Origin of the sequence: Kibdelosporangium phytohabitans, assembly GCF_001302585.1 — a bacterium.
Taxonomy (GTDB): domain Bacteria; phylum Actinomycetota; class Actinomycetes; order Mycobacteriales; family Pseudonocardiaceae; genus Kibdelosporangium; species Kibdelosporangium phytohabitans.
On record NZ_CP012752.1, the window covers coordinates 2,067,511 to 2,080,399 of the forward strand.

16 protein-coding genes are annotated in these 12,889 nt (G+C 68.3%); 10 read left to right on the top strand and 6 right to left on the bottom strand.

The window, feature by feature from the left end; translation table 11 throughout:
• Nucleotides 1-24: 24 nt before the first annotated feature.
• Nucleotides 25-609, bottom strand: coding sequence for a TetR/AcrR family transcriptional regulator (locus tag AOZ06_RS09445; RefSeq protein WP_054289089.1), 585 nt, complete (start codon nucleotides 607-609; stop codon nucleotides 25-27).
• A complete protein-coding gene (paaI, locus tag AOZ06_RS09450; protein WP_054289090.1) occupies nucleotides 606-974 on the bottom strand; it encodes a hydroxyphenylacetyl-CoA thioesterase PaaI in 369 nt (122 codons plus the stop codon). Before paaI ends, AOZ06_RS09445 begins: the two co-directional genes overlap by 4 nt.
• A 75-nt stretch (nucleotides 975-1,049) precedes the next feature.
• On the opposite strand from paaI, the gene AOZ06_RS09455 reads away from it, so the two are divergent.
• A complete protein-coding gene (locus AOZ06_RS09455) occupies nucleotides 1,050-2,225 on the top strand; it encodes a thiolase family protein (protein WP_054289091.1) in 1,176 nt (391 codons plus the stop codon).
• Here AOZ06_RS09455 and AOZ06_RS09460 read toward each other — a convergent pair.
• Nucleotides 2,200-2,424, bottom strand: a complete 225-nt coding sequence (locus AOZ06_RS09460; RefSeq protein WP_054289092.1) for a hypothetical protein — start codon at nucleotides 2,422-2,424, stop codon at nucleotides 2,200-2,202. The two genes, AOZ06_RS09455 and AOZ06_RS09460, sit on opposite strands and share 26 nt — an antisense overlap.
• A 616-nt stretch (nucleotides 2,425-3,040) precedes the next feature.
• Between AOZ06_RS09460 and AOZ06_RS09465 the strand changes: the two genes are divergently transcribed.
• Nucleotides 3,041-3,364, top strand: a complete 324-nt coding sequence (locus tag AOZ06_RS09465) for a hypothetical protein (RefSeq protein ID WP_054289093.1) — start codon at nucleotides 3,041-3,043, stop codon at nucleotides 3,362-3,364.
• Here AOZ06_RS09465 and AOZ06_RS09470 read toward each other — a convergent pair.
• Entirely contained in the window at nucleotides 3,361-4,131 is a 771-nt protein-coding gene (locus AOZ06_RS09470; RefSeq protein WP_054289094.1) for an enoyl-CoA hydratase/isomerase family protein, read from the bottom strand. The two genes, AOZ06_RS09465 and AOZ06_RS09470, sit on opposite strands and share 4 nt — an antisense overlap.
• Nucleotides 4,132-4,207: 76 nt before the next feature.
• On the opposite strand from AOZ06_RS09470, the gene paaZ reads away from it, so the two are divergent.
• The 6 genes from paaZ to paaE all read left to right on the top strand — a co-directional run bounded on the left by paaZ (nucleotide 4,208) and on the right by paaE (nucleotide 9,936).
• On the top strand, nucleotides 4,208-6,241 hold the full coding sequence (gene paaZ / locus AOZ06_RS09475; RefSeq protein WP_054289095.1) for a phenylacetic acid degradation bifunctional protein PaaZ: 2,034 nt from the start codon (nucleotides 4,208-4,210) through the stop codon (nucleotides 6,239-6,241).
• Nucleotides 6,238-7,170 (top strand): 1,2-phenylacetyl-CoA epoxidase subunit PaaA, encoded by a 933-nt coding sequence (gene paaA / locus AOZ06_RS09480; RefSeq protein ID WP_054289096.1) that lies wholly within the window; start codon nucleotides 6,238-6,240, stop codon nucleotides 7,168-7,170. Before paaZ ends, paaA begins: the two co-directional genes overlap by 4 nt.
• Nucleotides 7,167-7,448, top strand: coding sequence for a 1,2-phenylacetyl-CoA epoxidase subunit PaaB (gene paaB / locus AOZ06_RS09485; RefSeq protein ID WP_054289097.1), 282 nt, complete (start codon nucleotides 7,167-7,169; stop codon nucleotides 7,446-7,448). The genes paaA and paaB overlap by 4 nt, the downstream gene beginning before the upstream one ends.
• 7 nt (nucleotides 7,449-7,455) lie before the next feature.
• The gene (gene paaC / locus AOZ06_RS09490) at nucleotides 7,456-8,277 is read left to right on the top strand and encodes a 1,2-phenylacetyl-CoA epoxidase subunit PaaC (RefSeq protein ID WP_054289098.1); all 822 of its coding nucleotides are present in this window, start codon (nucleotides 7,456-7,458) and stop codon (nucleotides 8,275-8,277) included.
• A complete protein-coding gene (gene paaD / locus AOZ06_RS09495; protein ID WP_054289099.1) occupies nucleotides 8,271-8,759 on the top strand; it encodes a 1,2-phenylacetyl-CoA epoxidase subunit PaaD in 489 nt (162 codons plus the stop codon). The genes paaC and paaD overlap by 7 nt, the downstream gene beginning before the upstream one ends.
• A gap of 67 nt (nucleotides 8,760-8,826) precedes the next feature.
• Entirely contained in the window at nucleotides 8,827-9,936 is a 1,110-nt protein-coding gene (gene paaE, locus AOZ06_RS09500) for a 1,2-phenylacetyl-CoA epoxidase subunit PaaE (RefSeq protein ID WP_054289100.1), read from the top strand.
• A gap of 42 nt (nucleotides 9,937-9,978) precedes the next feature.
• Here the strand turns inward: paaE and AOZ06_RS09505 are convergent, their stop codons facing one another.
• The gene (locus AOZ06_RS09505; protein ID WP_054289101.1) at nucleotides 9,979-10,443 is read right to left on the bottom strand and encodes a hypothetical protein; all 465 of its coding nucleotides are present in this window, start codon (nucleotides 10,441-10,443) and stop codon (nucleotides 9,979-9,981) included.
• 277 nt (nucleotides 10,444-10,720) lie between these two features.
• On the opposite strand from AOZ06_RS09505, the gene AOZ06_RS09510 reads away from it, so the two are divergent.
• Nucleotides 10,721-11,125, top strand: coding sequence for a hypothetical protein (locus AOZ06_RS09510; protein WP_157232938.1), 405 nt, complete (start codon nucleotides 10,721-10,723; stop codon nucleotides 11,123-11,125).
• 132 nt (nucleotides 11,126-11,257) lie between these two features.
• On the opposite strand, the gene AOZ06_RS61225 is transcribed toward AOZ06_RS09510, so the two are convergent.
• Nucleotides 11,258-11,389: a hypothetical protein gene (locus AOZ06_RS61225; RefSeq protein WP_257721461.1), complete on the bottom strand. Its 132-nt coding sequence runs from the start codon at nucleotides 11,387-11,389 to the stop codon at nucleotides 11,258-11,260.
• Between the two features lie 89 nt (nucleotides 11,390-11,478).
• Between AOZ06_RS61225 and AOZ06_RS09515 the strand changes: the two genes are divergently transcribed.
• Nucleotides 11,479-12,861, top strand: coding sequence for a GGDEF domain-containing protein (locus AOZ06_RS09515; RefSeq protein WP_218921961.1), 1,383 nt, complete (start codon nucleotides 11,479-11,481; stop codon nucleotides 12,859-12,861).
• Nucleotides 12,862-12,889: the final 28 nt, after the last annotated feature.

Consider the following 12,889-nt stretch of genomic DNA (forward strand, 5'->3'; position numbering starts at 1 on the left):
TCAAGCCGGGGCGGTTTTCCGCCGCTAGCGCGTTCGCAGGCCGTCGAAGGTGATCGCGCAGACCGCGTCGGCCAGCTCCCCGTCGCCGAGCCCACCGCGTGGGCGATACCACTCGATGAGTGAGTTGACGGTCCCGAACAGCAGCCGGGCCGTCACCGACGGGTCGATATCCGTCCGTACGTCACCTTCGGCCTCAGCCTGTTCCACCAGTTCGGTGACCAGGAGGTCGAACTCGCGCCTGCGGGTCAGCGCGGCGCGTTCCACCTTGGTGTTCCCGCGCACGCGCAGCAGCAGCGTGACGAACGGCAGCCGCTCGACGAGCACTTTGATACTGCCCCGGACCAGGAATTCCAGCCGGTCGATGGCTGCCCCGTCGCGATTTTTCGCCTCGGCGGCCACGGCGAACAAGCCGTCGAGCGCGCGGTCGACCGCCAGCCGGAGCAGTTCGTCCTTGCTGGCCACGTGGTAGTAGATGGCGGATTTGGTGATCCCGAGTTTGCGGGACAGCTCCTCCATGCTGGTGGCCTCGTACCCGCGTTCGTTGAACAGTTTGACCGCGACCGCGAGCAGCGATTCGAGGTCGTATCCCGGACGGCCTCGTCGGGTCATCGGTTGATCACCCGGCTGCGGCCCCGGAACTCGGCGATCACTTCACCGTCGCGCTTCACTGTCACGTCGTAAATCCCGCTCCGGCCGTAGCGCGTCCTTTCCTCGGCGTGCGCTATGAGAACATCGCCCGCCCGCGCCGAGGCGACGAACGTGATGTCGGCGCCCGCGGCGACGGTGACGGGCCCGTGGCTGTTGCACGCGAGCGCGAAAGTCGTGTCGGCGAGCAGGAAAACGAAGCCGCCGTGCGCGATGTCGTGGCCGTTCACCATCTGTGCTGTGACCCGCATCCTGGTGACGGCACGGCCGTCGGCTGCTTCGATGAGTTCTATGCCCAGTGCCCGCGACGCCGCGTCTGCTTCGAACATGTCGTGCGCCGCATTGTGTGACACCGGATTCACCACCTTGCCAACTGACCGAATGGACGGTTGATAATAGCCGGTATGGCCGAGGCATTCGTGGTTGACGGTGTCCGAACAGCGCAGGGCCGGTACGGCGGGGTGCTCGCCGGGGTCCGGCCGGACGATCTGGCCGCCCTCGTGGTGGCCGAAGCGGTGCGCCGGGCGGGGGTGGCGGCCGGCGAGATCGACGAGGTGATCCTCGGTGCGGCCAACCAGTCCGGTGAGGACAACCGCAACGTCGCCAGAATGGCGGTGCTGCTGGCCGGACTGCCGCACACGGTCCCTGGCTACACCGTGAACCGCTTGTGCGCCAGTGGTTTGACCGCTGTCGCGGCCGCGGCGCAGGCGATCAAGTCCGGCGACGCGGACATCGTCGTCGCGGGTGGCGTCGAGTCGATGACGCGTGCGCCGTGGGTGATGGCCAAACCGGGAACACCGTGGGCCAAACCGGGCGAGATCGCCGACACGTCGTTGGGCTGGCGGTTCACCAACCCGAAGTTCCAAGGCAAAACCACGCTGCCCATGGGTGAGACGGCCGAGGAAGTGGCCACTCTGGACGGCATCACCCGCGCGGACTCCGACGCGTTCGCACTGCGCAGCCACACGCGGGCGATCGCCGCGATCGACGCTGGGCGCTTCGAACGCGAGATCGTCCCGGTACCCGTCAAGGACGGAACCGTGACGGTGGACGAGGGGCCCCGCCGCGGTACGACGCTCGAAAAGCTCGGCACGCTCAAGACCGTCTTCCGCAAGGACGGCATCGTGACCGCCGGTTCGTCGTCCCCGTTGTCCGACGGCGCGGCAGCGCTCGTGCTCGCTAGCGAGGCCGCCGTCGAGCGCCTCGGCCTCAACCCACGCGCACGGGTTGTCGCCAGCGCCAGTGCGGGTGTCGAGCCGCACATCATGGGACTGGGACCCGTGCCCGCGACGGAGAAGGTGCTCACGCGCACGGGTTGGCAGCGTGACGACCTCACTGTCGAGTTGAACGAGGCATTCGCCGCGCAAAGCCTGGCGGTGATCCGTCGGTTGAAGCTGGATGAGGAACGCGTCAACGCCGACGGCGGGGCCATCGCGTTGGGCCACCCTCTCGGTTGCTCCGGCGCTCGCCTGGTGGTCACTCTGCTGGGCCGTATGGAGCGCGAGAACAGCAGCCGGGGCATCGCGACGTTGTGCGTCGGCGTCGGCCAGGGCGTCACGGTCGCGTTCGAGCGACCCTGAGACGGCTGGTCGTGTACGCCTCGGGCGTCGGCTGCCAGTAGTGCAGCAGGGATTTGTAGCGCTCGTCGACCGAGTCGAGCGCGGCTGGTTCGGGCACGACGCCTGAACGCGTCACGTTGGCCAGGCGCCGGAACAGCGCCATGCCCTGCGCGGCCTCGGCCACGCCATGCCTGTAGGCGGCTTTGTAGTTCAGCTGCATAGCGTCAAGGTCACGTCGCCAGCCATTGAGAACCGCACGGGTCCTCGGTGAGGTCGAGCCGCCATGGACCTGGGGCCGACTGGGGTGGGCGTGTTCGCGCACGTCGCCCTCGACCCGTTCACCGGTGACCAGATCCAGGTCGAACGGCAAGACCACCGCTGGATGGCGCCTTGAAGCCGGACTTCACAGCGGCACTTCAGAACGTGGCTCTTCCGCACAACGCGGGTGTCCCGATTCTGGCGGGCACCGACGCGCCCAACCCAGGATCGTCAACGGCGTGAGCCTGCACCGTGAGCTGCGACACCTGGTTGACGCGGGCCTGTCGGCGCCGGAAGCGCCGGCAGCCGCGACCAGCCGGATGGCCCGCTGCTTCACCTGGCCGACCGAGGCGTGATCAAGCCCGGCGCACGCCTGGTCGACGGACGGCCCGACGAGCGGGTCTCGGACAGCCGGCGGATCTCGGCGGTGTGGGGCACGCGGGTGCCCGATCGACCTGGGCGGCCACGTCGGCTCGGCGGCCGAGCAGGCCGGCCTGGCCGTGCCGCGCGACCAGACCGAGCGGGTGATCGCCGGAATTCAGGCGCGCTTCCCCCGGTCGAGCCGATAAAAAGACTCCATGCACATCGTTCGGCGCGACGAGGACAACGAGTTCATGGGCTATGTGATCCCAGTGGGCGACCACTGGCTGCCCACGACCATGTTCAAGGCCGCGCTGGGAGATCCGACGACGTTCGACGAGGCCGAGGAGATCGTGCTCCGGCTGGGGCTGTCGTCGTTGATGAGCCGCTGGCAGGTCGAGTACGAGGGCCAGTGGCGTGACGTGTGGCTGCAGGAGGCCAACCCGGACAGCGTCCGCGTCTACTGGGACGACCCGGTGGTCGAGCCCGAGCAGAATGCGCAGTGGCTCGACGCCCGCAAGCACACCTTCCGCAGGCCCTAACGCCCTTCGAACTTCGGTACCTCTTTGGCCAGGAACGCGTCCACGGCGTTGCGGTGGTCCACCGTGACGCCGAGGCGCGTCTGACCGGCTGCCTCGATCTCCAGCGCCTGGCGCAGCGAAACGGCCATGGCCGCTTTGGCCTCCGCGTAGGCCAGGGTCGGGCCGTCGGCGAACTTCCGCGCGAGCTCGGCGGTCTCGGCCGCGAGGTCGTCCGGTTCGGCCAGCTGCCCGACGATTCCCCAGTTCAGGGCGTCCGCGGCGGAGAACGTGTTCGCGCGCAGCACCAGCTCGCTGGCGCGCGCGGCACCGACGGCCCTGGCCAGCGTCACGGACAAGCCGGAGTCGGTGGACAGGCCGATGGCCGTGAACGCCGTCCCGAACTTCGCGGCTGACGACGCGATCCGCAGGTCGCACGCGAGCGCGAAACCCAACCCGGCGCCGACACACAGGCCGTTGATGGACGCGATGACCGGCTTGGGCATGGACACCAGGCCGAGCACGATCGGGTTGTAGTGCTGCTTGACAGTGTCGAGCGCTGTGGCCGCGTCCGCGTGCAACGCCTGCGCGTGCTCCTTGAGGTCCTGGCCGACGCTGAAGGCCTTCCCGCTGCCGGTCAGCACGACCGCGCGGACACTGGAATCCTGGCCGACCTCGGTGACCGCGTCGGCCAGATCGGTCTTCACCCGAGTGGTCAACGCCGCTGACGTCATCGTGATTGTGGCGACGGAACCGTCGCGGACCAGCGTCACACCGCTTTCATCGGCCATGCCGCCAAGCTACCATGCCTACTGAACGGACGGTTAGTAATTCGGCTCGGGACGCACCCCATGGAGGTCGACGAGGATGGCTCCGCTGCGCAGCTATGTGTCCGGCCGGTGGCACACGCCAGACGTCGAAGGCGCACCACTGCACGACGCTGTCACCGGCGAGGAGATCGCCAGGATCTCGTCGGCGGGCGTCGACATGGCAGCCGCGCTGGCCTACGGCCGTGAGAAGGGTGCCGGACTGCGCGAGCTGACGTTCCACCAGCGCGCCGCATTGCTCAAGGTGCTCGCCTCACATCTGATGGAACACCGCGAGGAGCTCTACGCGCTGTCGCACCGCACGGGCGCCACCAAGGGCGACAACAAGTTCGACATCGACGGCGGCATCGGCACGCTGTTCGGCTATTCGAGCAAGGGCAGGCGCGAACTACCCAACGACACCGTCTACGTGGACGGCAACCTCGAACCGCTCAGCAAGGGCGGCACATTCCTCGCACAGCACATCTGCACACCGCTGCGAGGTGTCGCGGTGCAGATCAACGCGTTCAACTTCCCGGTCTGGGGGCCGATGGAGAAGTTCGCGCCCGCGTTCATCGCCGGTGTGCCGAGCCTGGTCAAGCCGGCGAGGCAGACCGCGTACCTGACGGTCCGGCTGGTCGAGCTGATCATCGAGTCCGGCATCCTGCCCGAAGGGTCGCTGCAGCTCGTCGCGGGCAGCGCGGGCGACCTGCTCGACCACCTCACCGAGCAGGACCTGGTGTCGTTCACCGGTTCCGCGTCCACCGCGCACCGGCTGCGCGCGCACGAGAACGTGATCCGCAGGTCGGTCCGGTTCAACGCGGAGGCCGACTCGCTCAACTGCTCCGTCCTCGGCCCGGACGCGACGCCAGGCACGCCCGAGTTCGACCTGTTCGTCAAGCAGTTGGCCACCGAGATGACCGTCAAGGCGGGCCAGAAGTGCACCGCGATCCGGCGCGCGTTCGTCCCGGCCGCGCTGCTGGACGACGTCGCGCAGGCCACCGGCGAGCGCCTGGCCAAGGTCACGGTCGGCAACCCGGCCAACCCCGACGTGCGGATGGGCGCGCTGGCCAGCCTCGAACAGCGCGAGGAGGTCCGCCGGTCGCTCAAGGCGTTGCTGGAGGCGGGCAAGGTCGTGTTCGGCGACCCGGACCAGGTGTCCGTTGTGGACGCGGACACCGAGCGTGGCGCGTTCATCTCGCCAGTCCTGCTGGTGGCCGACGACGCGAGCCAGGCACAACCGCACGAGGTCGAGGCGTTCGGCCCAGTCAGCACGCTGATGCCGTATCGCGACACGGAACACGTCATCGCGTTGGCCGCACGCGGCCAGGGCAGCCTCGTGGGATCTGTCGTCACCGCCGACACCGCGTTCGCACGCGACGTCGTCATCGGGGTGGCGCCGTGGCACGGCCGTCTGCTCGTCACCGACAACGAGAACGCCAAGGAGAACACGGGCCACGGTTCGCCGTTGCCCGCGTTGGTGCACGGCGGTCCCGGTCGCGCCGGTGGCGGCGAGGAGATGGGTGGCATAAGGGGCGTGCTGCACCACATGCAGCGCACTGCCGTGCAAGGCAGTCCGCGTGTGCTCAGCGCCGTGACCAACCGGTGGGTGCCGGGAACCGAACGCACCGAAGGCGAGCACCCGTTCCGCAAGCACCTCGAAGACCTGCGCCTCGGCGACACGGTCGTGGCCGGGCCGCGTGAGGTGACCTTGGCCGACATCGAGCACTTCGCCGAGTTCACCGGCGACACGTTCTACGCCCACATGAACGAGGAAGCCGCCGCGGCCAACCCGTTCTTCGGCGGGCGTGTGGCGCACGGCTACCTGGTGGTGTCGTTCGCCGCCGGCTTGTTCGTGCAGCCGGACCCCGGGCCGGTGCTGGCCAACTACGGCCTGGAGAACCTGCGGTTCCTGACGCCGACGTTCCCCGGCGACTCGTTGACGGTCACGTTGACCGCCAAGCAGATCACGCCCCGAAACGACCAGGAGTACGGCGAAGTCCGCTGGGACGCCGACGTGACCAACCAGAAAGGTGAGTCCGTCGCCAAGTACGACGTGCTCACCCTCGTGGAGAAACGGGAGAAGTCGTCGTGAACCTGGAGCAGGATTTCGACGCCACGATCGCACGCGACCAGCGGATCGAACCGCGCGACTGGATGCCGGACGGCTATCGCAAGACGATGATCCGCCAGGTCGCGCAGCACGCGCACTCCGAGATCATCGGCATGCAGCCGGAAGGCGACTGGATCACGCGGGCGCCGTCGTTGCGCCGCAAGGCGATCCTGCTGGCGAAGGTGCAGGACGAAGCGGGGCACGGGCTCTACCTGTACTCGGCGGCCGAGACGCTGGGCGCGGACCGCGACGACCTCACCGAGCGGTTGATCGGGGGACGGCAGAAGTACTCGTCGATCTTCAACTACCCGACGCTGACGTTCGCCGACGTCGGCGTGATCGGGTGGCTCGTCGACGGCGCCGCCATCTGCAACCAGGTCCCGCTCTGCCGCAGCTCCTACGGGCCGTACGCGCGGGCGATGATCCGGATCTGCAAGGAGGAGTCGTTCCACCAGCGCCAGGGCTACGAGTTGCTGATGACCATGATGAGCGGCACGCAGGCGCAGCGCGACATGGTGCAGGACGCGACCGACCGCTGGTGGTGGCCGTCGCTGATGATGTTCGGCCCGCCGGACGCGCAGTCGACCAACACCGCGCAGTCCATGGTGTGGAAGATCAAGCGGCACACCAATGACGAGCTGCGGCAGCGGTTCGTGGACATGAGCGTGCCGCAGGCCGAGAAGCTCGGCGTCACCCTGCCCGACCCCGATTTGAAGTGGAACGCCGAACGCGGCCACTACGACTTCGGCGAGATCGACTGGGCGCACTTCAAGGAAGTTGTCAGCGGAAACGGCCCCTGCAACGAGATCCGCCTGACTCGTCGCCGCAAGGCGCACGAGGGCGGCCAGTGGGTGCGTGACGCGGCCGCCGCGCACGCGGCGAAGCAACAGCGCAAGGAGGCTGTGGCATGAGCGACTGGCCACTGTACGAGGTGTTCGTGCGCGGAAAGCGCGGCCTCAACCACGTCCATGTCGGTTCGTTGCACGCGGCCGACGACGAGATGGCTGTGCGCAACGCCCGTGACCTGTACACACGTCGCAATGAAGGCGTGAGCATCTGGGTTGTTAAGGCGGACTTCATAACGGCGTCGAGCCCGGACGAGAAGGACCCGTTCTTCGCGCCGAGCGGCGACAAGGTCTACCGGCACCCCACGTTCTACGACATCCCCGACGACGTCCCCCATATGTGAGCGCGCCATGTCCTTTGACAACGCCTACGAGGCGCTTACCGAAGACAACGACACCCGCTGGGCATTCGGCACCGGGTTCGCGGATCCGCTCGCGGGCATCGACACCACCGTCCCGTCCGGTGTGGACGCGGCCGAACTGGCCCGCTCGTGCCTGTGGCTCGGCGACGACGCGCTGATCATGTCGCATCGGCTGCAGGAGTGGTGTGCCTCGGCGCCGGAGCTGGAGGACGAGGTCGCGCTCGCGAACATCGCCCTCGACCTGCTCGGCCAGGCGCGGCTGTTGCTCGCCCGCGCGGCCAAGGCCGATCCGTCGCTCGTGCCGGCCGTCGACCAGTCCGATGAGGACGCGCTGGCGTTCTTCCGCGACGCGGCGGACTTCCGCAACGTCCGGCTGGTCGAGCTCGGCGGCGGCGACTTCGCGTTCCTGATGGCCAGACTGCTGGTGTTCAGCACGTGGCGGCTGGCTGTTTTCCAGCGCCTGGCCGGTTCGCCGGACCAGGTGGTCGCGGCCATCGCGGCCAAGGGGATCAAGGAACTGGCCTACCACCGCGACTACGCGGCCCGCTGGGTGGTCCGCCTCGGTGACGGCACGGACTTGTCGCACGAGCGGATGCAAGCTGGGCTCGACGCGGTGTGGCCGTACGTCGACGAGCTGTTCGACAGTGATACGTCCCTGCGCGCGGAGTTCGACGCCGTGATGTCGCAGGTCATCACGGCTGGCGCGCTCAAACAGCCACCTGTGCGTCAGGCGACGGACACCGGGCAACTGGAGCCGTTGCTGGCCGAAATGCAGAGCGTCGCACGGGCCTATCCGGACGCGACATGGTGAGCGCGCGTGCCGTGGCGGAGACGGTGACGGACCCCGAACTGCCCATGCTGACCCTGGCCGATCTCGGCGTCCTGCGTGACGTCAGGGAAACCGCGGACGGCGTGGTCGTGACCATCACGCCGACGTACACGGGATGTCCCGCCATGGATGCCATGCGTGCCGACCTGTCCACCGCGTTGCACCGAGCCGGATTCGATGCCGTCGATGTCCGCACGGTGTTGTCGCCTGCGTGGACCACCGACTGGATCACAGCGGCAGGCCGGGACAAACTCGCCAAGGCCGGGATCGCGCCACCCGGTGCGGCGCAGCGCACCAGCGGCCCGATCCCGCTGACGCTGACCGCGCCGCCGAAGCGTGTGCCGTGTCCGCAATGCGGTTCGTCGGACACCGAACTGCTGTCGGAGTTCAGTGCGACGGCGTGCAAGGCGCTCCGCCGTTGCCGTGCTTGCGCCGAGCCGTTCGAGCATGTCAAGGAGATCTGAAAAGTGACTCAAGATCTGCTTATAAGGCTGACCGCGGGCGCGGAAGGTCTGCTTACAGGGGCCGGACATGGGTACTGAAGATTTGCTTACAAGGTCCAGCACCGGCGCGGTTCACTCGCGCCGCAGGCCCGAGTTCCACGAGCTGACGGTGGCGCACGTGGAGCGCCTCTGCGACGACGCCGTGGCGGTGACGTTCGACGTACCGCTTGAGCTGCAGGCCGAGTTCGAGTTCCGCGCGGGCCAGTCGTTGACGTTGCGGCGGGTCATCGACGGCCGGGACGAGCGGCGGTCGTACTCGATCTGCGCCATGGCCGGTACGAAGCCGCGGATCGGCGTGCGCGAAGTACCAGGCGGCGCGTTCTCGCCGTGGCTCGTGCACGAGGTCCGCCCCGGCGACCGCGTCGAGGTCCTGCCGCCGACCGGTACCTTCACCCCGGACACGGTCCCCGCCCGGCACGTGCTGCTTGCGGCTGGCTCAGGGATCACGCCAGTCATGTCGATCCTGTCGACGGTCCTGCGTGACCCGGCGGCGACAGCGGTGGTCCTCTACGGCAACCGCCGCACCAATACAGTCATGTTCGCGGATGAGCTCGCGGATCTCAAGGATCGCTACACAGCGCGTATGGAACTGGTGCACGTGCTGTCCCGCGAACCGAGGGAAGCCGAGCTGTTCACCGGACGGCTGGACGGCGAGAAACTCCGGACCTTGCTGCCGCTGCTGGTCCAGGTCGCCACGGTTGACCATTGGTGGCTGTGCGGCCCGTTCGGCATGGTGACCGAGGCCCGCGAGGTCCTCGCGGAACTGGGCGTTCCCCGTGAACGCATCCACTTCGAACTGTTCTACGTGGAGGACACGCCACCGGAGCAGGTCCACCACGTCGACCAGGTGGCAACCGGTCCCAGCGCCGAGGTGACGGTCCGGCTCGACGGGAGGACCACCACGACGGCCGTCCCCCGCGAGACGACCTTGCTGGAAGGCGCGCAGCGCGTGCGCCCCGACCTCCCGTTCGCCTGCAAAGGCGGGGTGTGCGGGACCTGCCGCGCCAAGGTGGTCAGCGGGAAGGTCCACATGCGCCGCAACTTCGCGTTGGAAGACGCCGAGGTGGACGCCGGGTTCGTGGTCACGTGCCAGACCGTGCCGACCTCGGACGCGGTGGAGATCGATTTCGACCAGTGAGCAGTGCGGACCTCGGTGTTGTCACCGAGGTCGCCTGCCGGCCTACTGCTGGTCGGAGATGTGCCAGTGCGGCAGCCGGGCGCCCGCGAGGAACGTGTTGCCGGTCAGCACGCCGCCGGTGGCGGTGCACTTCGAGTCGAGCGTGTTGTTGGTGACGATCAGCTGGCCCACGTTCGGGATGCCGATCTCGGTACGCGTGTCGCCCGTGTTGACCTCGGCCTGCGACTGACCCAGCGCCTGGTTGCCGGTGGCGGACGTGCGCGCCGCCTTCACCTCGACACGCACGACGCCCGGCACCACGATGTTCTGCGGGCTGTCACTGCCGCCCGGCGGGAACTCCTCCTTCAACGGGCTGACTATCGTCTGCCCGAACACGTTTCCGTTGACCAGTTCCGCCTTGGAGTAGGCCTTGCCCTCGGCGGCCACGGCCGGGCCGGCTGTGATGGCGAGTCCGATCGCCGTGACACCCGCGGTGGCAAAGGTCCTGCGCACGATGGTTGAACGCATGGGATTTCCTTTCGCTCGCTCTGCCACCAGATAGTGGGTGGCGCGTGCGGAGCGAATCGAGCCGTGCACGGGTCGTTACCGCCCGGCGGCTACTGATCTACCCCAGCTGGGGTAGGCGCGGGAAAGTGCCGTCATCGCCGGTCGGCGCGGCCATCTACGCCGCGACCAACCGGAAGGGGACCACTGTGTACCAGGCACGGATCCGGGCTGCCCTGCTCACCTCGGCGGCCGTGCTGCTCGCCGCGGGATGCACCAGCGACACGCGGTGGAACAGACAGTGCGGACACTGTTCGAGGCCGTCGGACCGGCATACGTGTCCTATGACGACAGCAAGCTGCGCACTCTGTCGACGGACAAGTGCCCGCTGTGCGGGCTCTGGGGCCAGACGGCGAAGGCACTGGGGGAGAAGAAGGTCACGGTCAACCTGGCCGACGTCGAAATGGCCGTGCGCGCCGTCACCGACGTGCGCGCTGACGCCACCCACGCGGAGGCACAGGCCGTGGTCAACACCGCCGACGTCAGCGACCCGGCGACACCCCGCAGCGACGGCAAGTACAAGCCGCAGTTGGTGCGCGGCGAGCCGGGTGGGCGAGTAGACGCCGTGCAGCCACTGGTGGGCCGAGACGGGCCCGGGAGCCCTGGCCGCGCTGGTGCGCCACACCCCCGAAACTACGGTGAGTGAGCGAACCGGTCGTGCGGCGGCGTTCGCGGATATTCACCCGGACGGCTCAACGGCCGGTCCGGGCCGTCCTGCCGGGCGGCGCCGAGGCGGCGGGCACAGCGACTCCGCAAGCCCGCCGCCCGTCCTGCCGCATCAGCAGGATGCCTGGTAGAGCCACTCGTTGCCGGTGAACCACTCGTTGCCCGCGAACCACTCATTCCCGGCGAACCACTCGTTGCCAGTGAACCACTCGTTGCCGTGCCGGACCCACTCGTTGCCGTTCATGGCCGTTCCTCTCTGTACACATCGGACCGGAACAAGACCCCCGACTGGCCGAAAGACAGCGGGTGACTTGGCCGATTACCGTTCACCGGGTGACCCGCGTTCGAGATACGGGCCTGGAGATGAGTGTGAACCCCAGGCTGCGCTGGGTCTCGCCCCGAAAGTGGCGACTGTGGTCGCTGCCACCGGCGTCGCTGGCATATGTGCTGGTCACGAACCTGGTAGCCGTCCTGGTCACAGTGATGGCGAGCCTGCATGTGACCGTAAGTAGCACCGAATGGGTGTGGTTCGCGGTGCTCGCCACGGCCTCACTGCTCCATCTGGAGGCGGCCCGGAGCATCGAACGCAGGCGGGAACAGACGGGCGAGGGCATCCCGTACACCAACCTGAAATCACTCTGGGTGTTCACCGGGGTTCTGCTGTTGCCACTGCCGCTCGTCATCGTCCTGGTGGTGATCGCGTACGCGTACTGCGCCGTTCGGGTCTACGGCCCGTTCGTGTGGCACCGCAAGATCTTCTCCGCCGCCACGTTCGTCCTCGCCAGTACGTGTGCGTCCGCCGTGCTCCACGCGGGTGGCCTGGAAACCGCACCACGGGTTCCCGTCGGTCCGTGGTCGCTGGTCATCGTGGTCGCCGCGGCCACCACGTGGTGGCTGATCAACTACGCGCTGGTCGTCGGCGCGATCCTGCTGGCCTCACCGGACACCAGCGCCCGCAGCGCGCTGGGCGACCTGTCCGAACAGCTCGTGGTGGCCGCCGCGCTCGGCCTGGGCATCGCGGTCGCCGCGCTGGAAGCGTCCAACCCGTGGGTTGTGCCGGTGCTGATGGTCACCGTGCTCGCCCTGCACCGGGACCTCCTGCTGCCGCAGTACCAGCGCCAGGCCCGCACCGACGACAAGACCGGGCTGGCCGCGCCGACGTTCTGGTCCCAGGTGGTCGGTGCCGAGCTGAGCCGGGCCCAGCTCGTCGGCGGCAACGTCGGCGTGCTGATGATGGACGTCGACAAGTTCAGCGAGATCAACAACAGCTACGGACACCCCGCCGGCGACCAGGTGCTCCAGTCGGTCGTCCGAGTGGTCCGCTCGGAGATCCGCCGCGGCGACCTGGCCGCGCGCTGGGGCGGCGACGAACTCGCCGTCGTCCTGCCCGGTACGACCAGTGCCGAGCTGCAGATGGCCGGTGAACGGATCCGGCGGCGCCTGGCGAGCACCCCGGTGTCCATCATCCACGCCAAGACAGGCAAAACGCTCGTGCTGGAGGGCGTGACGGTGTCCATGGGCGCCGCCGTCTACCCGGAGTCCGGTGTGGACGTCGACCGGCTGGTCCTCGCCGCCGACGCCGCGCTGCTCGCGGCCAAGGAAGCCGGCCGCAACCAGATCTGCCTGGCCACCCCGTGCGAGAACGGCGTGGTGGTCCCGCCTGCCATCCCGGTGCAGGCGCACTCCCGGCGCCGTCGCACTGACATCCCGTCCTGACCAGGCCTTTTCCTGATTGTACAAACGT

What these genes read in the sequence shown, in the direction of transcription:
- paaE (WP_054289100.1), top strand. Translation starts at nt 8,827, where the DNA reads ATGGGTACTGAAGATTTGCTTACAAGGTCCAGCACCGGCGCGGTTCAC.
- AOZ06_RS09460 (WP_054289092.1), bottom strand. Translation starts at nt 2,424, where the DNA reads ATGCAGCTGAACTACAAAGCCGCCTACAGGCATGGCGTGGCCGAGGCC.
- AOZ06_RS09465 (WP_054289093.1), top strand. Translation starts at nt 3,041, where the DNA reads ATGCACATCGTTCGGCGCGACGAGGACAACGAGTTCATGGGCTATGTG.
- paaI (WP_054289090.1), bottom strand. Translation starts at nt 974, where the DNA reads ATGTTCGAAGCAGACGCGGCGTCGCGGGCACTGGGCATAGAACTCATC.
- paaB (WP_054289097.1), top strand. Translation starts at nt 7,167, where the DNA reads ATGAGCGACTGGCCACTGTACGAGGTGTTCGTGCGCGGAAAGCGCGGC.
- paaD (WP_054289099.1), top strand. Translation starts at nt 8,271, where the DNA reads ATGGTGAGCGCGCGTGCCGTGGCGGAGACGGTGACGGACCCCGAACTG.
- paaZ (WP_054289095.1), top strand. Translation starts at nt 4,208, where the DNA reads ATGGCTCCGCTGCGCAGCTATGTGTCCGGCCGGTGGCACACGCCAGAC.
- AOZ06_RS61225 (WP_257721461.1), bottom strand. Translation starts at nt 11,389, where the DNA reads ATGAACGGCAACGAGTGGGTCCGGCACGGCAACGAGTGGTTCACTGGC.
- AOZ06_RS09505 (WP_054289101.1), bottom strand. Translation starts at nt 10,443, where the DNA reads ATGCGTTCAACCATCGTGCGCAGGACCTTTGCCACCGCGGGTGTCACG.
- AOZ06_RS09455 (WP_054289091.1), top strand. Translation starts at nt 1,050, where the DNA reads ATGGCCGAGGCATTCGTGGTTGACGGTGTCCGAACAGCGCAGGGCCGG.
- AOZ06_RS09445 (WP_054289089.1), bottom strand. Translation starts at nt 609, where the DNA reads ATGACCCGACGAGGCCGTCCGGGATACGACCTCGAATCGCTGCTCGCG.
- paaC (WP_054289098.1), top strand. Translation starts at nt 7,456, where the DNA reads ATGTCCTTTGACAACGCCTACGAGGCGCTTACCGAAGACAACGACACC.
- AOZ06_RS09470 (WP_054289094.1), bottom strand. Translation starts at nt 4,131, where the DNA reads ATGGCCGATGAAAGCGGTGTGACGCTGGTCCGCGACGGTTCCGTCGCC.